This window comes from Streptomyces sp. SID5464 (assembly GCF_009862985.1).
Taxonomy (GTDB): domain Bacteria; phylum Actinomycetota; class Actinomycetes; order Streptomycetales; family Streptomycetaceae; genus Streptomyces; species Streptomyces chartreusis_D.
Window position 1 is genome coordinate 124,213 of record NZ_WWIQ01000008.1, and the last position, 17,543, is coordinate 141,755.

The following is a 17,543-nucleotide window of genomic DNA, read 5'->3' on the forward strand; positions in this document are numbered from 1 at the left end:
AATCGGGCCGTCACCCGCAACCGGACGTGCCGACCACGGCGGTGACGAACTCCCGCCGGTCACCGGGATGGTCACGGAACCACAGCCCCAACCGGTGCTCCGCCCCGGGAAGTTCCCAGTGGGTGAACCGGGCGCGCCGGGCCAGCGCCTCCGCGACGGCCCGCGTCACCGCAGGCGGGATGACCGCGTCCGTGCCCGGCACCGCGAGCACCGCCCGCCCCTCGTACCCCCGCAGGACGTCGAGCGCGGGCGACCCGCGCCAGCTTCCGGGCCGCCGGATGATCTCGCTGAACCGCCCGTCACCCGCACCGAACGGCACGTCCCACGCCTGCGCCGCGTACACCGCCGGCGCGCACAGCCCGAGTGCCGCCACGCGCTCCCCGTAGTGACGGGCGAGATCGGCCACCGTCTGGCCGCTCATGCTGAAGCCGACCAGGACCAGCGGCCCGTCCGCGCCCGCGCGGGCGTCGATGACGGACACGGCCTGCTCGAAGCGGCGGCGCAGGCTCAGCTCCCGCAGCAGGCCGGTGCTCTCCCCGTGCCCGGAGAAGTCGAAGGAGAGGGCGCGGCAGCCCTGGGCGGCGAACTCCTCCAGCAGCGGAACCAGCCGGTCCTTGCTGCCGTTGCCCGCGCCGTGCAGCAGGACGGCGGTCGCCCTGGCCGGCTCGCCCGGGCCGGTGCCACCGGACAGCCCGCTGAGTCGTTCACCGTCGACGGCATGCGTGAAGGGGATCAGCTCACTCATACGGCCATTCACTCACGCGCCCGGGGGCTGCTGACAGGCGGTCACACCGGGGCGATCACAGACCCGGCGCTCCCCACACCGGGAACCAGCGGCCCAGGTCCTGCTCGATCGGCAGGTCGTCGGCGAGCGCCGCCCGCACCTGGAGTTCCAGCGCGTGGTCACGCCGCTGTGCCTTTCCGGGCAGGGGCGCGAACGGGTAGAAGGTGCCGCGCTTGTAGAGGTAGACCAGCCCGAGCCGCCGGCCCGACCGGTCCCGGAACCCGGCCAGTGAGCACAGGAGTTGGGGGCCGAAGCCGTTGACCTCCATCTGGCTGTTCACGGCGTGCAGGTCCGTCACGAGCGGGGCCAGCTGGTCGGGGGCGCGGTGCGAGACCAGCCAGGAGTAGCCGTAGTCGTCCTGCCGCAGTTCCACCGGCGGGCCGTCGCGGTCGGTGTCCGCGTCCAGCAGTGCCTGCACCTCGCGGTGGGTCTGCTCGAAGGCCGCGCCCTCGACCGTGGCGAAGCACACCGCGCCCTGCCCGGTCGGGGTGAGGCCCGCCGCGGCCTCCAGGGTCACGGCCGCCGACGGCAGCGCGAAGAGCCGGTCGAGATCCGGCGCGACCGGCTTCGTGCGGCCGAGCAGAATGTCCAGCAGCCCCATGCCCCGCTCACACTCCTCCGGGTGCCGTCGCCTCGCCCAGCTCGGCGGAGATCCGGCCCAGCTGGTCGAGCCGCTGCTCCAGGCTCGGGTGGGTCGAGAAGAGCCGCGCGACACCGGGCTCACGGCCCAGCGCCGGCGTGAAGTAGAAGGCGTTGAAGGCCTGGGCCGTGCGCAGGTCCTTCGTCGGGATGCGCGCGATGTCCCCGGACACCTTGGTGAGGGCGGAGGCCAGCGCCGAGGGCCGGCCGGTGAGCAGCGCCGCCGCACGGTCCGCGGCCAGCTCCCGGTACCGGGACAGGGAGCGGATCAGCAGGAAGCTCAGCGCGTACACGGCCGCCGACACGCCCATCACCGCGGCGAAGACCACCGCCGTGTTCTGGTCCCGCCGGCCCCCGCCGAACAGCTGCGAGTAGAAGGCGAACCGCACGATCAGCCCGGCGAGCACCCCGAGGAACGAGGCGACCGTGATCACGGCGACGTCCTTGTGCGCCACATGCGACAGCTCGTGCGCGAGCACGCCCTCCAGCTCGGCCGGGTCCAGCCGCCTGAGCAGCCCGGTCGTCACACAGACCACGGCATGGTCGGGATTCCGCCCCGTAGCGAACGCGTTGGGCATGTCCATACGGGACACGGCCACCACCGGCTTGGGCATGTCCGCGATGGCGCACAGCCGGTCCACGACCCCGTGCAGCTCGGGATATTCCTCCCGCTCCACGACCCGCCCGTGCATCGCGAACAGCGCGACCCGGTCCGAGAACCAGTACTGCGCCCCGAGCACCGCCGCCGCGACCAGCACGACCAGCACCCACGACTTCAGCAGCACGATCAATGCCGCGACGAACCCCACGTACACCATCCCAAGCAGGAACAGCGTGATCCCCATACGGGTGGTCAACCGCCGGTCGCTCCGGAAGCGGCTGTGCATCTGCATCACCCCGCAGTCAGGCACTCGTCCCACTGCCAGTGTGCACCCGCCCCGGCCCATGAACGGGTCGCGATCACCCCCAGGCCGGGCAAAGGCGTCAGCCGTCCCGGGCCACCGCGTACCCGGGCACGGACGGCCACCGAACCGTCAGCACGACCGACTCCTCCTCGGCGAACCAGGAGTGATCGACCCCGCGCCCCCACACCACGTAGTCGCCCTGCCGCTCCAGCAGGACGCTGCGACCGGGAAGGTCCACCCGGAAGCGCCCGCTGATGAGAACCAGCAGTGCGGTCCGCTCCTCGCCCCGCACCCACCGCGACCGCTCGTCGCCGGCCGGGTGGACACCCCACTTGATCTCGACGGCCTCGCTGTGACGCGGATCGCCGACGTCCTTGAAGTGCCCGAGGAGCCACCCCCGGTCCAGCGCCGCGTCCTTGCCCGCGTTGCCCACGTACACACCGTCGTCCACGCGGCCGGACGCTAGCAGCTGCCTTGATCGGCCCGCGCTCTAGTACGGCGCCCGGAAGTTGATGTACCCGAGCAGCACGATCACCGCGGCCACGCAGCCGAGCACCACGGCCGTCGACACCCATGACGAGCGGGACCCGCGGCCGGACGACCGGTGGTCGGGCTCGGGGCGGAAGGGCACGGGCCCGGGCGGGTTGTGCTTCCAGCGCGCGGCGAGCATACGGGCCCGCGCCGAGGGCTCCTTGTGCTCGGCGCTGTCCGCCCATCCGAGGTCGAACTCGCGCTCCTGGCCGTCCTGTCCGTGCTCGGGCATCTCCCGCTCCACCCCCGTGTGGTCCTGCCAGCAGAATAGAACAGACGACCGCGCCTCCGCTGCCCGTACGGACGGCGGAGGCGCGGTCGTGATGCCTCGATCAGGCGTCGATCACACGTCGAAGTACAGCTCGAACTCGTGCGGGTGCGGACGCAGCTGCAGCGGCGCGATCTCGTTCGTGCGCTTGTAGTCGATCCACGTCTCGATCAGGTCCGGCGTGAACACGTCGCCCTGGAGGAGGAACTCGTGGTCGGCCTCGAGGGAGTCGAGGACGGCCGGGAGCGAGGTCGGGACCTGCGGGACGCCCGCGTGCTCCTCGGGGGCGAGCTCGTAGAGGTCCTTGTCGATCGGCTCGGCCGGCTCGATCTTGTTCTTGATGCCGTCCAGGCCGGCGAGCAGCAGCGCCGAGAACGCCAGGTACGGGTTGCCGGAGGAGTCGGGCGCGCGGAACTCGACGCGCTTGGCCTTCGGGTTGGAGCCCGTGATCGGGATACGCATGGCCGCGGAGCGGTTGCGCTGCGAGTAGACCAGGTTCACCGGCGCCTCGAAGCCCGGGACCAGGCGGTGGTACGAGTTCACCGTCGGGTTGGTGAAGGCCAGCAGCGACGGGGCGTGCTTGAGGATGCCGCCGATGTAGTAGCGGGCGGTGTCCGACAGGCCCGCGTAGCCGGCCTCGTCGTAGAAGAGCGGGGAGCCGCCCTGCCACAGCGACTGGTGGACGTGCATGCCCGAGCCGTTGTCACCGAAGATCGGCTTCGGCATGAAGGTCGCGGTCTTGCCGTTCTGCCACGCCACGTTCTTCACGATGTACTTGAAGAGCTGGAGGTCGTCGGCGGCGGCGAGCAGCGTGTTGAACTTGTAGTTGATCTCGGCCTGGCCGGCGGTGCCCACCTCGTGGTGCTGGCGCTCGACCTTCAGACCGGCCCGGTCCAGCTCCAGGGAGATCTGGGCACGCAGGTCGGCGAAGTGGTCGACCGGCGGGACCGGGAAGTAGCCGCCCTTGTAGCGGACCTTGTAACCACGGTTGTCCTCGACGGCACCGGTGTTCCAGGCGCCGGCCTCGGAGTCGATGTGGTAGAAGGACTCGTTCGCGCTGGTCGCGAAGCGGACGGAGTCGAAGACGTAGAACTCGGCCTCGGGACCGAAGTACGCGGTGTCGGCGATCCCGGTGGACGCGAGGTAGGCCTCGGCCTTCTTCGCCACGTTCCGCGGGTCACGGGAGTACTGCTCGCCCGTGATCGGGTCGTGGATGAAGAAGTTGATGTTCAGCGTCTTGTCACGGCGGAACGGGTCGACACGGGCGGTCGACAGGTCCGCGCGCAGCGCCATGTCGGACTCGTGGATGGCCTGGAAGCCGCGGATGGACGAGCCGTCGAAGGCCAGCTCCTCGTCCGCGTCGAACGCCTCAGCAGGCACCGTGAAGTGCTGCATCACGCCCGGCAGGTCGCAGAAGCGGACGTCGATGAACTTGACGTCCTCGTCCGCGATGAACTTCTTGGCCTCGTCGGCGTTCTGGAACATCCAGCTCCTCCTACTCCCGACCGTCCCGCCGGGGTGGTAGTTCGTTCGTGCGGCCAGTGCGGGTGGCACACGCTGACCTCGACCCTAGGGACGGGTGGTTTCTCGGGCGTGACTCATTTGTTTCGCACAAGTTAACCGGCTCGGCTTCCACCGTAGCCCCGACGCACCCCGCCGTGCCCTGGTCATTTCCGGGCGCAGTACCGTGGACGGGTGGACAACAGGCAAGCACTCGGATCGTGGCTTTCCGGGCCCCGCGCGGCGGCGGAAGAGGCCGGTGTCGACTTCGGATACCGGGGTGAGCAGCTCGGTCTGCCCGAGGAGGGGCCCGGCTCGATCGCCCGCCCGGGGCGGCGGCTCGGCGCCCTCGCCGTGGACTGGGGCCTGAGCCTCCTGATCGCATACGGTCTCATCACCCAGAGCTACAACGAAGCGGCCCAGATCTGGGCGCCGCTCATCATGTTCGCTCTGATGGTCCTCACGGTCGGTACGGTCGGCTTCACGCCGGGCAAGCGGCTCCTCGGCCTGCGGGTGCTCGCCCTGGACACCGGCCGGGTCAGCCCCTGGCGCGCCGTCCTGCGCACGGTCCTGCTCTTCCTCGCGATCCCCGCCCTGATCTGGGACCGCGACGGCCGGGGCCTCCACGACCGGCTGGCGGGCACGGTCGAGGTCCGCATCTGATCGAGCCGAGGACGCCGAGAGCCGAAGGCGAACGAAGAACCGAGGACGAACGGAAGGGGCGCCCGGAGTGGTCCGGGCGCCCCTTCGTGTATGTGGTGAGCGGGCTGTCAGCGCGCCTTCGGCCCGCCGCCCTTCGGCATCCGCATGCCCTTCGGCATCGGCCCCTTCGGCAGCGGCATGTTGCTCATCAGGTCGCCCAGGGCACGCAGCCGGTCGTTGGTGGCGGTGACCTGCGGGCCGGTCAGCACGCGCGGCAGCTTCAGCATGGTCGTGCGCAGCTTCTTCAGCTCGACCTGGCCCTCGCCCGTGCCCACGACCAGGTCGTGCACCGGGACGTCCGCGACGATGCGGTTCATCTTCTTCTTCTCGGCGGCGAGCAGGGACTTCACCCGGTTCGGGTTGCCCTCGGCGACCAGGACGATGCCGGCCTTGCCGACCGCGCGGTGCACCACGTCCTGGTTGCGGTTCATCGCCACCGCGGGGGTCGTCGTCCACCCCCGGCCGACGTTGTCGAGCACCGCCGCCGCGGCACCGGGCTGGCCCTCCATCTGCCCGAAGGCGGCCCGCTCGGCCCGGCGCCCGAACACGATCGCCGACGCGAGGAAGGCGAGCAGGAGGCCCAGGATGCCGAGATAGATGGGGTGACCGATCAAGAAGCCGATCGCGAGGAAGACACCGAAGGTGACGATTCCGACTGCCGCGAGTACAAGACCGATCTTCTTGTCGGCCTTGCGGGTCATCTTGTAGGTCAGGGCGATCTGCTTCAGTCGCCCGGGGTTCGCAGCGTCCGCTGCAGGTTCCTTCCTCGCCATGCCACGAAGTCTACGTGGCCCCACAAGCGCCTACGACGGCAGTGTCCGCGGGGAGACTCGCGGGGGAGGGGAGCGGGCTCAGGGGTGGACGGAGAGGGACCGGGAGACGGACTGCTCGAGGACGCGCTGCGCCTCGACCCGGTCCTTGGCGCGACGGCGGTCCTCCAGCACGGAGGTCCAGGCGTTGCGGCGGGCGGTGCGCTGACCGCTGCTCAGCAGCAGCGACTCGACGGCACGCAGGGCGGTGGTGAAGGACGGAATCGCGGTGGCGCGAACGGGCGCGGCCTGCATGGGTCAGGTCCCCCCTCGGGAGCGGTGTACGTGCTGTGAGTTCAGCGTCACTGATTGGTGTTACCAGGGCGTGTCCGACCGGTCAAACACCCATGAAGCCCCGGCGGGGATCCGTGGAACGCCGACGCGGCCCTGACATACGCCCTCATCTGCGAGGACGGTCAGGACCGCGTCATATCGGCCGCTACCGGCGGGTAGTCTCTTGTGCGCGAATTCACACGCTTGGCTCGCCCTGTGGCGGGAAGGGCGGTGATGGTTCGTCAGACGGCCTGGGCCGCGATGCCCGCGTCCCGCTGCTCCATGGCCATCCGGTAGAGCCGCCCGGCACGGTACGAGGACCGCACCAGCGGGCCCGACATCACACCGGAGAAGCCGATCTGCTCGGCCTCCTCCTGCAGCTCCACGAACTCCTGCGGCTTGACCCAGCGCTCCACCGGGTGGTGGCGCACGGAGGGCCGCAGGTACTGCGTGATGGTGACCAGCTCGCAGCCCGCGTCGTGCAACTGCTTCAGCGCCTCGCTGACCTCCTCGCGGGTCTCGCCCATGCCGAGGATGAGGTTCGACTTGGTGACCAGGCCGTAGTCGCGGGCCTCGGTGATGACCTTCAGGGAGCGCTCGTAGCGGAAGCCGGGGCGGATCCGCTTGAAGATCCGCGGGACCGTCTCGACGTTGTGCGCGAAGACCTCGGGGCGGGAGGAGAAGACCTCCTCGAGCTGCTCCGGGACGGCGTTGAAGTCGGGCGCGAGCAGCTCGACCTTCGTCCGGCCGGCCTCGCGGCCCGCCGTCTGCTGGTGGATCTGGCGGACCGTCTCCGCGTACAGCCAGGCGCCGCCGTCCTCCAGGTCGTCGCGGGCGACGCCGGTGATCGTGGCGTAGTTCAGGTCCATGGTGACCACGGACTCACCCACGCGGCGCGGCTCGTCGCGGTCGAGCGCCTCGGGCTTGCCGGTGTCGATCTGGCAGAAGTCGCAGCGCCGGGTGCACTGGTCGCCGCCGATGAGGAAGGTGGCCTCGCGGTCCTCCCAGCACTCGTAGATGTTGGGGCAGCCGGCTTCCTGGCAGACCGTGTGCAGGCCCTCGCTCTTCACGAGGTTCTGCATCTTGGTGTACTCGGGACCCATTTTCGCCCGGGTCTTGATCCACTCGGGCTTGCGCTCGATGGGGGTCTGGCTGTTGCGGACCTCCAGGCGCAGCATCTTGCGTCCGTCGGGTGCGACTGCGGACACGACCGGCTCCCTAGCGATTGATTCTTCGGCGCCCTCAAGGGTACGCCCGTTGATTTGAATGCCTGTGTGGGTGCCAGCCCCTCCACAGCCCGTTTTATGCCGCCGGGGTCTTCTCGATCTCCCGCGGCTTCAGTTCCGCGTTCTCCAGGACGTCCCGCAGGTGGCGCTCGACGACCGGCAGAACCTCCTCGATCGTCACGTCGCGGCCCAGTTCGTTCGCCAGCGAGGCGACACCCGCGTCGCGGATGCCGCACGGGATGATCCGGTCGAACCACTTGTTGTCGGGGTTCACGTTGAGCGCGAAGCCGTGCATGGTGACGCCCTTGGCCACGCGGATGCCGATCGCGGCGATCTTGCGGTCCTCCCGGCGCTGGCCCGCGTTGGACGGCGCGTACTCCGGGCCGTTCATCCGCGGGTCGAACTCCTCGTCGTGCAGACGCGGGTCGAAGTCCAGGGCCAGCCCGCCGAGCGCGGGGCGCTGCGCGACCGGGTCGCCGAGCACCCACACCCCGCTGCGGCCCTCGACCCGGGTGGTCTCCAGGCCGAACTCCGCGCAGGTGCGGATCAGGGCCTCTTCGAGGCGGCGTACGTGGGCCACGACGTCCACGGGGCGCGGAAGCTTCTGGATCGGGTAGCCCACCAGCTGGCCGGGCCCGTGCCAGGTGATCTTGCCGCCGCGGTCCACGTCGATGACCGGCGTGCCGTCGAGGGGCCGCTCGTCGTCCGCCGTGCGCCGACCCGCCGTGTAGACCGGGGGGTGCTCCAGGAGCAGCACGGTGTCGGGGACCTCGTCCGCGAAGCGCGCCGCGTGCACCCGGCGCTGTTCGTCCCACGCCTCCTGGTACTCGACGGCCTCGTCACCGAACCCCATGCGGACGAACCGCAACTCACTCACGGCAAGCGCCTCCCTAGGACGGGTGTGTCAGGCACGTATCGCGCCCAAGCCACTGTACGTCCGGCCCGGACACGTCAGTCCTGGGGTCAATCCTCACACGATCGGATGAATGTCCGCGAAAATGTGTGATGGGGTGTTTACTCTCCGCTACATTCGCGCCGTCCAGCAAGCCATAAGGCCTGCTCACAGGCAATCCGGAAGATCACCCACACCGGAAGGCAGGAGACCGCACCGCACCATGACGGAACGACCCGCGCAGCGCACCCCCAACCGACAGCTCGCCGCGCTCATCGCAGAAGCGGGGTTCTCCAACGCGGGTCTCGCCCGTCGCGTGGACCAGCTCGGTCTCGAACACGGGCTCGATCTGAGATACGACAAGACATCCGTCACCCGGTGGCTGCGCGGCCAGCAGCCCAGGGGCACCACGCCCGCGCTGATCGCCGAGGTCTTCACCCGGCGCCTGGGCCGCCGTCTCACCGCCCAGGACCTCGGCCTGGACGCCTGCGCGCCCGTGTACGCGGGGCTGGAGTTCGCCGCCACCCCCGAGGAGGCCGTCGACATCGTCAGCGGGCTGTGGCGCAAGGACTCCGGCAGCCACGCCGAGCTGCGCAAGATCGCCTTCACCCCGGCCGGGCTCGTCGTGCCGAGCCGGGACTGGCTGATCGGCCGCGCGGACGAGAAGGTGGCCCGGGGCGAGCCGCCCGCCGCCCGCATCCCGGCGCAGGGCCGCGCCGCCCTCCGCCCGGCGGCCGACCAGGGCGTGCCGTCCCTGCCCCGCCAGCGCGGGCAGGCCGACCGCGGCCCCGGCCAGAAGGTGACCGCCGGCGACATCGCCGCCCTGCGCTCGGTCGGCGAGCTGTTCCGCACCCTCGACGACGCCTACGGCGGCGGGCACGCCCGCCAGGCCCTCGTGCGCTATCTGGAGCACGAGTGCGAGCCCATGCTGCGCGGCACCTACGGCGAGCAGACCGGCCGCCGGCTGTTCGCCGCGGCCGCCGACCTGACCCGGCTCGCGGGCTGGACGTCGTACGACATCGCCGCGCACGGACTCGCCCAGCGCTACTTCGTGCAGGCGCTCCGGCTCGCCCAGGCGGCCGGGGACCGGACGTACGGGGCGTACGTGCTGGTCACGATGAGCCGGCAGGCCGTCTACCTCGGGCACGGGCGGGAGGCGGTGCAGCTCGCGCGCGTGGCCCAGCAGGGCGTCGGCACCTCGGCCCCGCCGGTCGTGCAGGCGCTGCTGCACGCCTCCGAGGCCCGCGGGCACGGCGTCCTCGGCGAGGTACGGGCCTGCACGGCGGCACTGGTGCGCGCCGAGCGCGCCCTGGAGACGGCCCGGATCGGGGACGACGTCCCGCACTGGGCCAAGTTCTTCGACGAGGCGCAGCTGGCCGACGAGTTCGGGCACTGCCACCGCGACCTTCAGCAGTTCCGCGCCGCCGCCCAGCACGCGGAACGCTCACTCCAGCTCCGCGCCCCGTCCTACGCCCGCAGCCGCCTGTTCTGCCGCGTCGTCCTCGCCACCGCACGCCTGGGCCTCGGCGAACTCGACCAGGCCTGCCAGCTCGCCGCGGAGGCGGCGGGCCAGGCGGCGGAGATGCGCTCGGTGCGGGCGGTGGAGTACGTGAGGGACTTCGAGCGACGACTGGAGCCGTACAAGGACGCGGCACCGGTGCGCACTTACCGCGACAAGGTAGCGGCCTTGGGGTGAGGTTCCTGGGGCGCGGGGCTGTGTCGATGTGCGGCTCCGCCGCGTGGGCGCGAACAACCCCCACGCACCCGCACCCGACAAACCACCTACGCAGCCCGGGGCACAGTCGGCACAGGATCGGCAACATGCATCGACCGCCCCGCCCCCAAGTCCGCCAGAATCGCCGCCGACGCCCGATGCCCGGAGTGCAAGGCGCCCTGGACCGTACTGGTGTCCCGGTGATCCCCACACACGTACAGCCCCGCGAGCAACCGCACCGGCCGCCGCAGATCATGCGGCGGCCGCATCGCCGGCACCGCCTCCGCCGTGTGATGCACGGCCAACGTCTCCCACCGCGCCGTCGACACCCCGTACAGCCGCGCCAGATGCATCCGCACGGCCGTGTCGACGTCCCCCGGCGGACGCCCCAGCACCGTCGAGGACACCAGCGCCCGCCCCGCCGGAGCACGGGACGGATCGACCCGGCTGACCACGGCCGTGTGCGCGACCGGCCCACCCAGGTCCGCGTCGAGCAACAGCGACGCCCCCGTCCCCGGCGGCTCGTCGGTCGTGTGGTGCACCACCGTCACCGGATGGAAATCCGGCACCCGCAACCCGGGCAACAGCTCGGCCGCGGCCCTGGCGTCCGTCGCCACCAGCACCGCCCGGCAGCGGATCTCACCGTGCTCGGCGGTGGTCACCGAGGTCGTGGAGACGGAGGTGACGCGCACGCCGGTGCGCACGGTGCCCGGCGGCAGCGTGCTCGCGAGCAGCTGCGGCAGGGCCTCGGCGCCGCCCTCCGGCAGACACAGCCGGCCACCCGCGAAGGCGCGCAGCGCGAGGTCCGCGCACCGGCTGGACGTCGTCAGGTCCGGGTCGCACAGCAGGGCGGCGAGCAGCGGACGCAGGAAGCCGTCGATCGTACGGGCCGGCAGCCCGCGGGCCGCCAGGGCCTCACCGGCGGGCAGCTCCGGGCGGGCCAGCAGCCGTTCGGCCGGTGTGCCCGCCAGCCGCGTCAGGGCGGCACCCAGGCGGGCCTGGTCGACGGCCGTGCCCAGCGGCGCACCGGACCGGCTCCGGGGCACGGAGACCTGCCGGCCGGGCACCGCCACCGGCCTCCTGGGCGGCCTCGGCGCGGACGTCGACCGGGGAGCACTCGCCAGGGCGCGCACCGCGTGCAGTGCGCCCCGTGCGCCCCCTGCGCCCGTCTGGACGCCCGCGCGATGGTGGCGGCCGTCGCCGTGCAGCAGGACACCGGGCGCGAAGGGGCGCAGCACGAGGGCACCGAGGCCGGGTGTCAGCCGTAGTTCGGGGTATGCCGTGGACAGCAACTGGCCGACTCTGTCGAGCCGGAAGCCGTCGACCTTCTCCGTCGCCATGCGGCCGCCGATCGCGTGGGCGGCCTCCAGGACCATGGTCGTCACTCCTGCGCTGGTCAGCCGGTGCGCGGCCGAGAGTCCGGCGACCCCGGCCCCCACGACGACCACGTCCGCCTGGTAAGCGGGCTCAAGCACGTGCCCCTCCTCGAGGTTGCGCGGGCGCTGGAGACGTCATGCCCTCAACAGGCCCCAGGGATACGCGAGTTCTGGTCGAGGGTAGGGCCGTGATCGGTCATGGGGAGTCGCGCATCGACAGGGCACGGTCGCACAGTGGTCGCATATGGAGACCTTGTGGGCATGAAGTGGTCACACGGGGCTGGTGTGCGGCGCGAAGGGCTGTCTCGGAACGATCGGTGGGCGCTCTCCAGGTCCCTCACAACGCCGCCCGGATCGCCTCCTCGATCTCCGGGAAGGCGAACCGGAACCCCGACTCCAGCAGTCGCGTCGGCAGGACCCGGGCGCTGCCGAGCACATCCCCGGCCATCTCGCCGAGCACGGCCCGCAGTACGGGCGCGGGCACCGCGAACAGCGTCGGGCGGTGCAGCACGCGCCCCATCGCCGCCGTGATCTCACGGTTCGTCAGGGGGTTCGGGGCGGTGATGTTGAACGGCCCGGACAGGCCGTCGGTGTCGATGAGATGCCGGATCGCGGCGACCTCGTCGTGCAGCGCGACGAACGACCAGTACTGCCGCCCGTCGCCCATCCGCCCGCCGAGCCCGGCCCGGAACAGCGGGAACAGCCGCCCCCACGCACCGCCCTCGCGGGACACGACCAGCCCGGTCCGGGTGAACACCGTCCGGACACCGGCCTGCTGGGCGGGGGCTGTCGCGGCCTCCCACTCCACGCACAGTTCGGGCAGGAACCCCTCGCCCGCCGGCGCGCTCTCGTCCACGGTCCGGTCCCCGGTCTCGCCGTAGTAGCCCATGGCGCTGCCGTTCACGAAGACCCGCGGCCGGTCCTTCTCGTCCAGCGAGGCGACCGCGCGGGCGAGCGCCGCCGTGCCGTTCACCCTGCTGTCGCGGATCCGCTGTTTGTAGGCGTCCGTCCAGCGGCGGTTGCCGACCCCCGCACCGGCCAGGTTCACCACCGCGTCGCACCCCGCGAGCCCGGCCGCGTCCACGCGCCCGCCCTCGGGGTCCCAGCGGACCTCGTCCGCGGCCCGGGGCGTACGGCGCACCAGGCGCACCACTTCGTGCCCGTCCGCGGTCAGGGAGCGCACCAGGGCGCCGCCGATGAGACCGGACGCACCGGCCACTGCGATTCGTGAGCCTTCCATGGGCCCATCCTGCCCGCCGGTGACGTAAATCCGCCGTACGGCCACCGGCCCTCACCGTAAGGTGGCGCCATGTCCGAGCCCCGCCGACTCCGTATCCGCGTCGCCGTGCCCGATGACGACGAAGGGCTGGCTCTGCTGGACCGCCTCGCCTGGTCGCACCTGCACGCGGTGATGCCCCGGCCGCAGCCGCCGTACCCGCCGTTCTTCACCGACCGGCACGCCCCCGAGGACTGCCTGGTCGCCGAACTCGGTGACCGCTTGGCGGGCTACCTGCGTACCGGCTTCCCGACGCCGGTCGAAGCGAACAGGCACGTGCGGCAGGTGCAGGGCCTCGCCGTCGCGCAGGAGGCACGCGGCCGGGGTGTCGGGCGGGCGCTGGTCCGGGCCGCCGTCGACGAGGCCCGCCGGCGCGGTGCCCGCCGCCTCACCCTGCGCGTCCTCGCCCACAACACCCCGGCCCGCAAGCTCTACGAGGCGGAGGGATTCGTGGTGGAGGGGGTCCTGCCCGAGGAGTTCCTGCTCGACGGGCAGTACGTGGACGACGTACTGATGGGACGCTCCCTCTGAGCGGGAGCTACGACTCGGCCAGCTCGCCCGTGTCCACCGGTGCCGTCGCGTTCGCCGCGCGCTCGGCGTCGGAGGAGACCTCGGCCGCCGTCAGCACGTAGCCCGTCTCGGCGTCCGAGGTGGAGCGGGCGAAGACCACGCCGAAGACCCGGCCGTCCGTGGTGAGGAGCGGGCCGCCGGAGTTGCCGGGGCGGACCGTGGAGCGGATCGAGTAGATCTCGCGGGTGACGGTGTCGTCGTTGTAGATGTTCTGGCCCGTCGCCCGGACCCGGTTCGCGACCGTCGCCGCCTGGAGGTTCAGGTCGCCGTCCTGCGGATAGCCCGCGACGACCGCCGAGTCGCCGCGCTCGGCGTTGTCGTCGAACCGCAGCACGGGCGCCTTGAGCCCCGGCACGTACAGCACGGCCACGTCCTTCTGCGGGTCGAAGAGCACCACCCGTGCCTCGTACGTCCGGCCGACCCCGCCGATCTGCACGGTCGGCTCGTCGATGCCGGCCACCACGTGGGCGTTGGTCATCACGTGCTCCCGCGCGTACACGAACCCGCTGCCCTCGCGGCCCTGGGTGCCCGCGACGCCCTCGACCTTGACCGTGCTCAGCTTGGCCGCGTTCGTGGCGGCCGCCGTGACGCTGTCGCCGGAGGGCTCGGCCACCTCGGCGGTCGACTCGTTCTCGAACGGGTTGAAGACCTGCGGGAATCCCGCCTGGGTCAGCGCGGACGTGGCCTCCGAGAACCAGGCAGGGGTGGTGTCCGGCATCGTCCGCTGCACGGCGCCGAGCAGTCGGGAGTCCCGGATCGCCGAGGTGACCAGCGGCGACGAGGACGCGCCCAGGACGCTCGCGGCCACCCACGCCACGATCAGGACCGCGACCGAGTTGGCCACGGCCCCGCCGATCCCGTCCGCCACCCTGAGCGGCCCGCGGTCCAGCTCCCGCCGCAGCCTGAGCGCGAGGCGCCCCGCCAGTTCGTGCCCCACCACCGCCGGGAGCAGCACCGTGAACACCGCCGTCACCGTCGCGCGCGTCGTACCCGGCGGCACCAGGTCCATCACCCACGGCAGGATCCACACGCCGACGACCGCACCGCCCACGAAACCCGCCAGCGACACACAGCCGGCCACCAGCCCGCGCCGGTAGCCGGATGCCGCGTAGGCCAGGACGACCAGCAACAGCAGGATGTCGAGCAGGTCCACGCACGCCTTCTTTCTCTCGGAACCTCTTAATACGTGGGGGAAGGGCCCGGTGATCAGTCACACGCGCGTGGATGATCAGAACCGGCCACGCGCGCGTGCACTCGGAAAAACGTCGCGGACCGTGACGATGGTTCCACCGGGTGGCACATCACACATCGCGGACGGACCGGATCAGGCCGACAGTGGGTCCATGCGTGTCTTCCGGAGGCGGCGGGGTGCGCGTAGGCACCGCGCCGCCGGGACACCCGGCATAGCCGGCATGCCGCGCACGGCCCGGGTGCTGCTCGGCTGCCTGCCGGGCGTCGCCGTCGTCGTGGCGCTGGTGCTGTGCGCCCACGGCGTGGAGAACGCCGCCGAGACCAGCGCCCGCCCGGCCACGCACCGCCCCGCCACGCCCACGCGCTACGCCGCTCCGCGCCCGCACATCGTGCCGAGATCACAATGGCTGGGCGACGCCGCCCGCAAGCAGCCCCGCCCGCGCTACGACGACCGGGTCGCCGCCGTCTTCATCCACCACACCGACTCGCCCAACGGCTACGACTGCGCCGACGCGCCCCGCATCCTCCGGGACCTGTACACCGGCCAGACCGGCACCCGCGACTGGGACGACATCGGCTACAACTTCGTCGTCGACCGCTGCGGCACCATCTACGAGGGCCGCGCCGGCGGCGTCGAGCGGGCCGTCACCGGCGCCCACACCCAGGGCTTCAACCACCGCACCACCGGCATCGCCGCCCTCGGCACCTTCACCGCGGGCATGCCCGTGCCCCGGGCGATGATCCACGCCATCGCCGCGCTGTCCGCCTGGAAGCTGGGCCTGACCGGCACCGACCCGCGGGCGACCGTCCGCCTGGTCTCCAGCAACGGCCTGAGCCGGTACGCGGCCGGCACCGCCGCCGAGCTGCCCGCCCTGGCCGGCCACAACGACGGCTACATGACCAGCTGCCCGGGCGCCGCCCTGCACGCCAGGCTGCCGCAGATCAGGCAGCTGGCCGCCCGGTTGCAGGGCCGGCCGGCCGGACCACAGGAAGGCCACAGCCGGCGCGCAGCGTCCTCGGATCCCGGCGCCCTACCGTCGTCCCCACAGCCAGCCGACCGGAGGTGGGGATCATGAACAGCAGCCGCTCGAAGGACCCGGCGGCGCGCGCCCGGACCGGGGTGTCGCGCGGCCCCTGGGCGGTGCTCTGCGCGGTCGCGACCGTCGTCCTGGGCCCGGCCGCGGCCACCGCGTCCACCCTCGACCAGGCCAACGCCGCCCCGCTGTACCACGCGGTCGAGGCGGACCGGACGCACGCGTACCTGCCGTCCGAGACGAGCCGCCGCCGGGCCGCCTGACTCAGCCCCTGAAGCGCTCCCACAGCTTGGGATAGCGCTCGGCGAGCAGGTCCTCGTTCTCGAAGTCGAGCGGGGTGCCCTCCGGTTCCGGGGGCGCGGGCGGGATCTCCAGGTCGGGGGCGACCATGCCGGTGAGCTGCTCGTAGGCCTCGTCCGCCGCGTAGCCGAGTTCCTCGCCGTCGCCGTCGATCTCCTCGTCGAAGTCGTCCAGCAGATCGGCGAGCGAGTCCGGGTCGTGCACGGCGCCCTCGAAGACATGGCGGCCCTGGCCGATCAGCCAGCACCGGAAGAAGTCGAAGGCGTCGTCGCTCGCCCCGTCGAGCAGCACCCAGGCGGCGCCCCACAGGTCCCAGCGGTAGGCGCGGTTGTAGCGGGACTCGAAGTGCCGGGCGAAGTCCAGGACCGAGTCCGGGTCCAGCTGCGCGAGCCGCTCCACGAGCAGGTCGGCCTGCTCTTCCGGGTCGCCCTCGGCGGCCTCCCGGGCGTCGTCCACCAGCTCCCAGAACTCCGTCTCGTCCATCACGGGTCCAGCATCGGCCCTGGGGCACAGGGGCGCACCCGGAGTGCGCGGGATCGTTATACGCCGTCCCGGGGGTGGTACAGCCCGGCCAGCCGCAGCGCGTCCCCGGCGAACCGCTCGCGCAGGCTCTCCGGCGCCAGTACCTCCACCTCCGGTCCCAGCGCCGTCAGCTGGGTGTGGGCGACCTCCTCGGACTCCACCGGCAGTGCCACCGTCACCCAGCCGTCGCCGTCCGGGCCCTCCGCGTCCGCCAGGGCCTCACGGGCGGACAGCGAGTCGAGGGCGTGCGGCAGTCTGCGCACACCCTCCGGGGACAGTCGCACCACGACCCGCGCCCGCAGGATGGACCGCGCGAACTGCTCCGCCCGTTCCTCCCAGAAGGCCGGCAGGTCGAACTCCGGCTCCCGCTCGAAACGCTCCTCGCCCGTGTCCACCGCCGTGAACCGGTCGATCCGGTACACCCGGAAGGACCCGCCCCCGGCCACTCGTGCGCACAGGTACCAGACGCCCGCCTTCAGCACGAGCCCGTACGGTTCCAGCTCCCGGTCGACCTCGTCCGCACCGCGCCGGTAGCGCGCGGTGATCCGCCGGTCGTCCCACACCGCGTCGGCGACCGCCGGCAGCAGCACGGGCGTCTCCGGCTCCTTGAACCAGTTCGGCGCGTCCAGATGGAACCGCTGCGCCGCCGTCCTCGACGCGTCCCGCAGGGAGGGCAGCAGCGCCGCCGACACCTTCAGCTGAGCGGCCGAGGCGGCGTCCTCCAGGCCCATCTCGCGCAGCGCCCCCGGCACCCCGGACAGGAACAGCGCCTCCGCCTCGCTGCGGTGCAGCCCGGTCAGCCGCGTACGGTACCCGCCGACCAGCCGGTACCCGCCGACCCGGCCCCGGTCCGCGTACACCGGCACACCCGCCTCCGACAGCGCCTGGGCGTCCCGGGTGACCGTCCGCTCCGAGACCTCCAGCTCCCGGGCGAGCTCGGCGGCCGTCATGGAGGGCCGGGACTGGAGCAGCAGCACCATCTTGATGAGCCGGGCAGCGCGCATGGAGCACATCATGCAGCAGGAGGCCCC

20 protein-coding genes are annotated in these 17,543 nt (G+C 72.1%); 5 read left to right on the top strand and 15 right to left on the bottom strand.

Going from position 1 to position 17,543, the window contains the following annotated elements:
• Window positions 1–10 precede the first annotated feature (10 nt).
• The 6 genes from GTY47_RS08150 to glnA all read right to left on the bottom strand — a co-directional run bounded on the left by GTY47_RS08150 (window position 11) and on the right by glnA (window position 4,612).
• Window positions 11–745, bottom strand: coding sequence for an alpha/beta fold hydrolase (locus GTY47_RS08150; protein ID WP_010037085.1), 735 nt, complete (start codon window positions 743–745; stop codon window positions 11–13).
• Window positions 746–800: 55 nt separating this feature from the next.
• A complete protein-coding gene (locus GTY47_RS08155) occupies window positions 801–1,385 on the bottom strand; it encodes a hypothetical protein (protein WP_010037086.1) in 585 nt (194 codons plus the stop codon).
• Between the two features lie 7 nt (window positions 1,386–1,392).
• Window positions 1,393–2,310 carry a zinc metalloprotease HtpX gene (gene htpX, locus GTY47_RS08160; protein WP_029180973.1) on the bottom strand — a complete coding sequence of 306 codons (918 nt, stop codon included), beginning with the start codon at window positions 2,308–2,310 and terminating at the stop codon, window positions 1,393–1,395.
• 97 nt (window positions 2,311–2,407) lie between these two features.
• On the bottom strand, window positions 2,408–2,779 hold the full coding sequence (locus tag GTY47_RS08165; RefSeq protein WP_010037116.1) for a hypothetical protein: 372 nt from the start codon (window positions 2,777–2,779) through the stop codon (window positions 2,408–2,410).
• Between the two features lie 39 nt (window positions 2,780–2,818).
• Window positions 2,819–3,091, bottom strand: coding sequence for a hypothetical protein (locus GTY47_RS08170; RefSeq protein WP_029180974.1), 273 nt, complete (start codon window positions 3,089–3,091; stop codon window positions 2,819–2,821).
• Window positions 3,092–3,202: 111 nt separating this feature from the next.
• Complete coding sequence (gene glnA / locus GTY47_RS08175) at window positions 3,203–4,612, bottom strand: type I glutamate--ammonia ligase (RefSeq protein WP_010037121.1); 1,410 nt, start codon at window positions 4,610–4,612, stop codon at window positions 3,203–3,205.
• A 210-nt stretch (window positions 4,613–4,822) separates the two neighbouring features.
• On the opposite strand from glnA, the gene GTY47_RS08180 reads away from it, so the two are divergent.
• On the top strand, window positions 4,823–5,290 hold the full coding sequence (locus tag GTY47_RS08180) for an RDD family protein (protein ID WP_010037124.1): 468 nt from the start codon (window positions 4,823–4,825) through the stop codon (window positions 5,288–5,290).
• A gap of 107 nt (window positions 5,291–5,397) precedes the next feature.
• Here the strand turns inward: GTY47_RS08180 and GTY47_RS08185 are convergent, their stop codons facing one another.
• The 4 genes from GTY47_RS08185 to lipB form a co-directional block, all read right to left on the bottom strand.
• Window positions 5,398–6,102, bottom strand: coding sequence for a DUF4191 domain-containing protein (locus GTY47_RS08185; protein ID WP_010037125.1), 705 nt, complete (start codon window positions 6,100–6,102; stop codon window positions 5,398–5,400).
• Window positions 6,103–6,180: 78 nt separating this feature from the next.
• Window positions 6,181–6,393 carry a hypothetical protein gene (locus GTY47_RS08190; RefSeq protein ID WP_010037129.1) on the bottom strand — a complete coding sequence of 71 codons (213 nt, stop codon included), beginning with the start codon at window positions 6,391–6,393 and terminating at the stop codon, window positions 6,181–6,183.
• Window positions 6,394–6,653: 260 nt separating this feature from the next.
• Window positions 6,654–7,619, bottom strand: a complete 966-nt coding sequence (gene lipA / locus GTY47_RS08195) for a lipoyl synthase (protein WP_010037135.1) — start codon at window positions 7,617–7,619, stop codon at window positions 6,654–6,656.
• Between the two features lie 94 nt (window positions 7,620–7,713).
• The gene (gene lipB / locus GTY47_RS08200; protein ID WP_010037137.1) at window positions 7,714–8,514 is read right to left on the bottom strand and encodes a lipoyl(octanoyl) transferase LipB; all 801 of its coding nucleotides are present in this window, start codon (window positions 8,512–8,514) and stop codon (window positions 7,714–7,716) included.
• Between the two features lie 238 nt (window positions 8,515–8,752).
• Here lipB and GTY47_RS08205 point away from each other — a divergent pair, with 238 nt between their 5' ends.
• Complete coding sequence (locus tag GTY47_RS08205) at window positions 8,753–10,225, top strand: hypothetical protein (protein WP_010037143.1); 1,473 nt, start codon at window positions 8,753–8,755, stop codon at window positions 10,223–10,225.
• Window positions 10,226–10,311: 86 nt separating this feature from the next.
• Here the strand turns inward: GTY47_RS08205 and GTY47_RS08210 are convergent, their stop codons facing one another.
• Both GTY47_RS08210 and GTY47_RS08215 read right to left on the bottom strand, forming a co-directional pair.
• A complete protein-coding gene (locus GTY47_RS08210; protein ID WP_010037145.1) occupies window positions 10,312–11,718 on the bottom strand; it encodes an NAD(P)/FAD-dependent oxidoreductase in 1,407 nt (468 codons plus the stop codon).
• A gap of 238 nt (window positions 11,719–11,956) precedes the next feature.
• A complete protein-coding gene (locus tag GTY47_RS08215; RefSeq protein WP_029180975.1) occupies window positions 11,957–12,859 on the bottom strand; it encodes a TIGR01777 family oxidoreductase in 903 nt (300 codons plus the stop codon).
• A gap of 69 nt (window positions 12,860–12,928) precedes the next feature.
• On the opposite strand from GTY47_RS08215, the gene GTY47_RS08220 reads away from it, so the two are divergent.
• Complete coding sequence (locus GTY47_RS08220) at window positions 12,929–13,426, top strand: GNAT family N-acetyltransferase (protein WP_010037149.1); 498 nt, start codon at window positions 12,929–12,931, stop codon at window positions 13,424–13,426.
• Between the two features lie 7 nt (window positions 13,427–13,433).
• Here GTY47_RS08220 and GTY47_RS08225 read toward each other — a convergent pair whose 3' ends face one another.
• Window positions 13,434–14,618 carry a MarP family serine protease gene (locus GTY47_RS08225; RefSeq protein ID WP_010037153.1) on the bottom strand — a complete coding sequence of 395 codons (1,185 nt, stop codon included), beginning with the start codon at window positions 14,616–14,618 and terminating at the stop codon, window positions 13,434–13,436.
• A 277-nt stretch (window positions 14,619–14,895) separates the two neighbouring features.
• Between GTY47_RS08225 and GTY47_RS08230 the strand changes: the two genes are divergently transcribed.
• Both GTY47_RS08230 and GTY47_RS08235 read left to right on the top strand, forming a co-directional pair.
• Window positions 14,896–15,732: a peptidoglycan recognition protein gene (locus GTY47_RS08230; protein ID WP_231911256.1), complete on the top strand. Its 837-nt coding sequence runs from the start codon at window positions 14,896–14,898 to the stop codon at window positions 15,730–15,732.
• Window positions 15,729–15,953 carry a hypothetical protein gene (locus tag GTY47_RS08235; protein ID WP_010037157.1) on the top strand — a complete coding sequence of 75 codons (225 nt, stop codon included), beginning with the start codon at window positions 15,729–15,731 and terminating at the stop codon, window positions 15,951–15,953. Before GTY47_RS08230 ends, GTY47_RS08235 begins: the two co-directional genes overlap by 4 nt.
• Window position 15,954: 1 nt before the next feature.
• Here GTY47_RS08235 and GTY47_RS08240 read toward each other — a convergent pair whose 3' ends face one another.
• Both GTY47_RS08240 and GTY47_RS08245 read right to left on the bottom strand, forming a co-directional pair.
• Entirely contained in the window at window positions 15,955–16,476 is a 522-nt protein-coding gene (locus tag GTY47_RS08240; RefSeq protein WP_029180976.1) for a DUF4240 domain-containing protein, read from the bottom strand.
• Between the two features lie 53 nt (window positions 16,477–16,529).
• On the bottom strand, window positions 16,530–17,516 hold the full coding sequence (locus GTY47_RS08245; protein ID WP_010037162.1) for a YafY family protein: 987 nt from the start codon (window positions 17,514–17,516) through the stop codon (window positions 16,530–16,532).
• Between the last annotated feature and the right edge of the window lie 27 nt (window positions 17,517–17,543).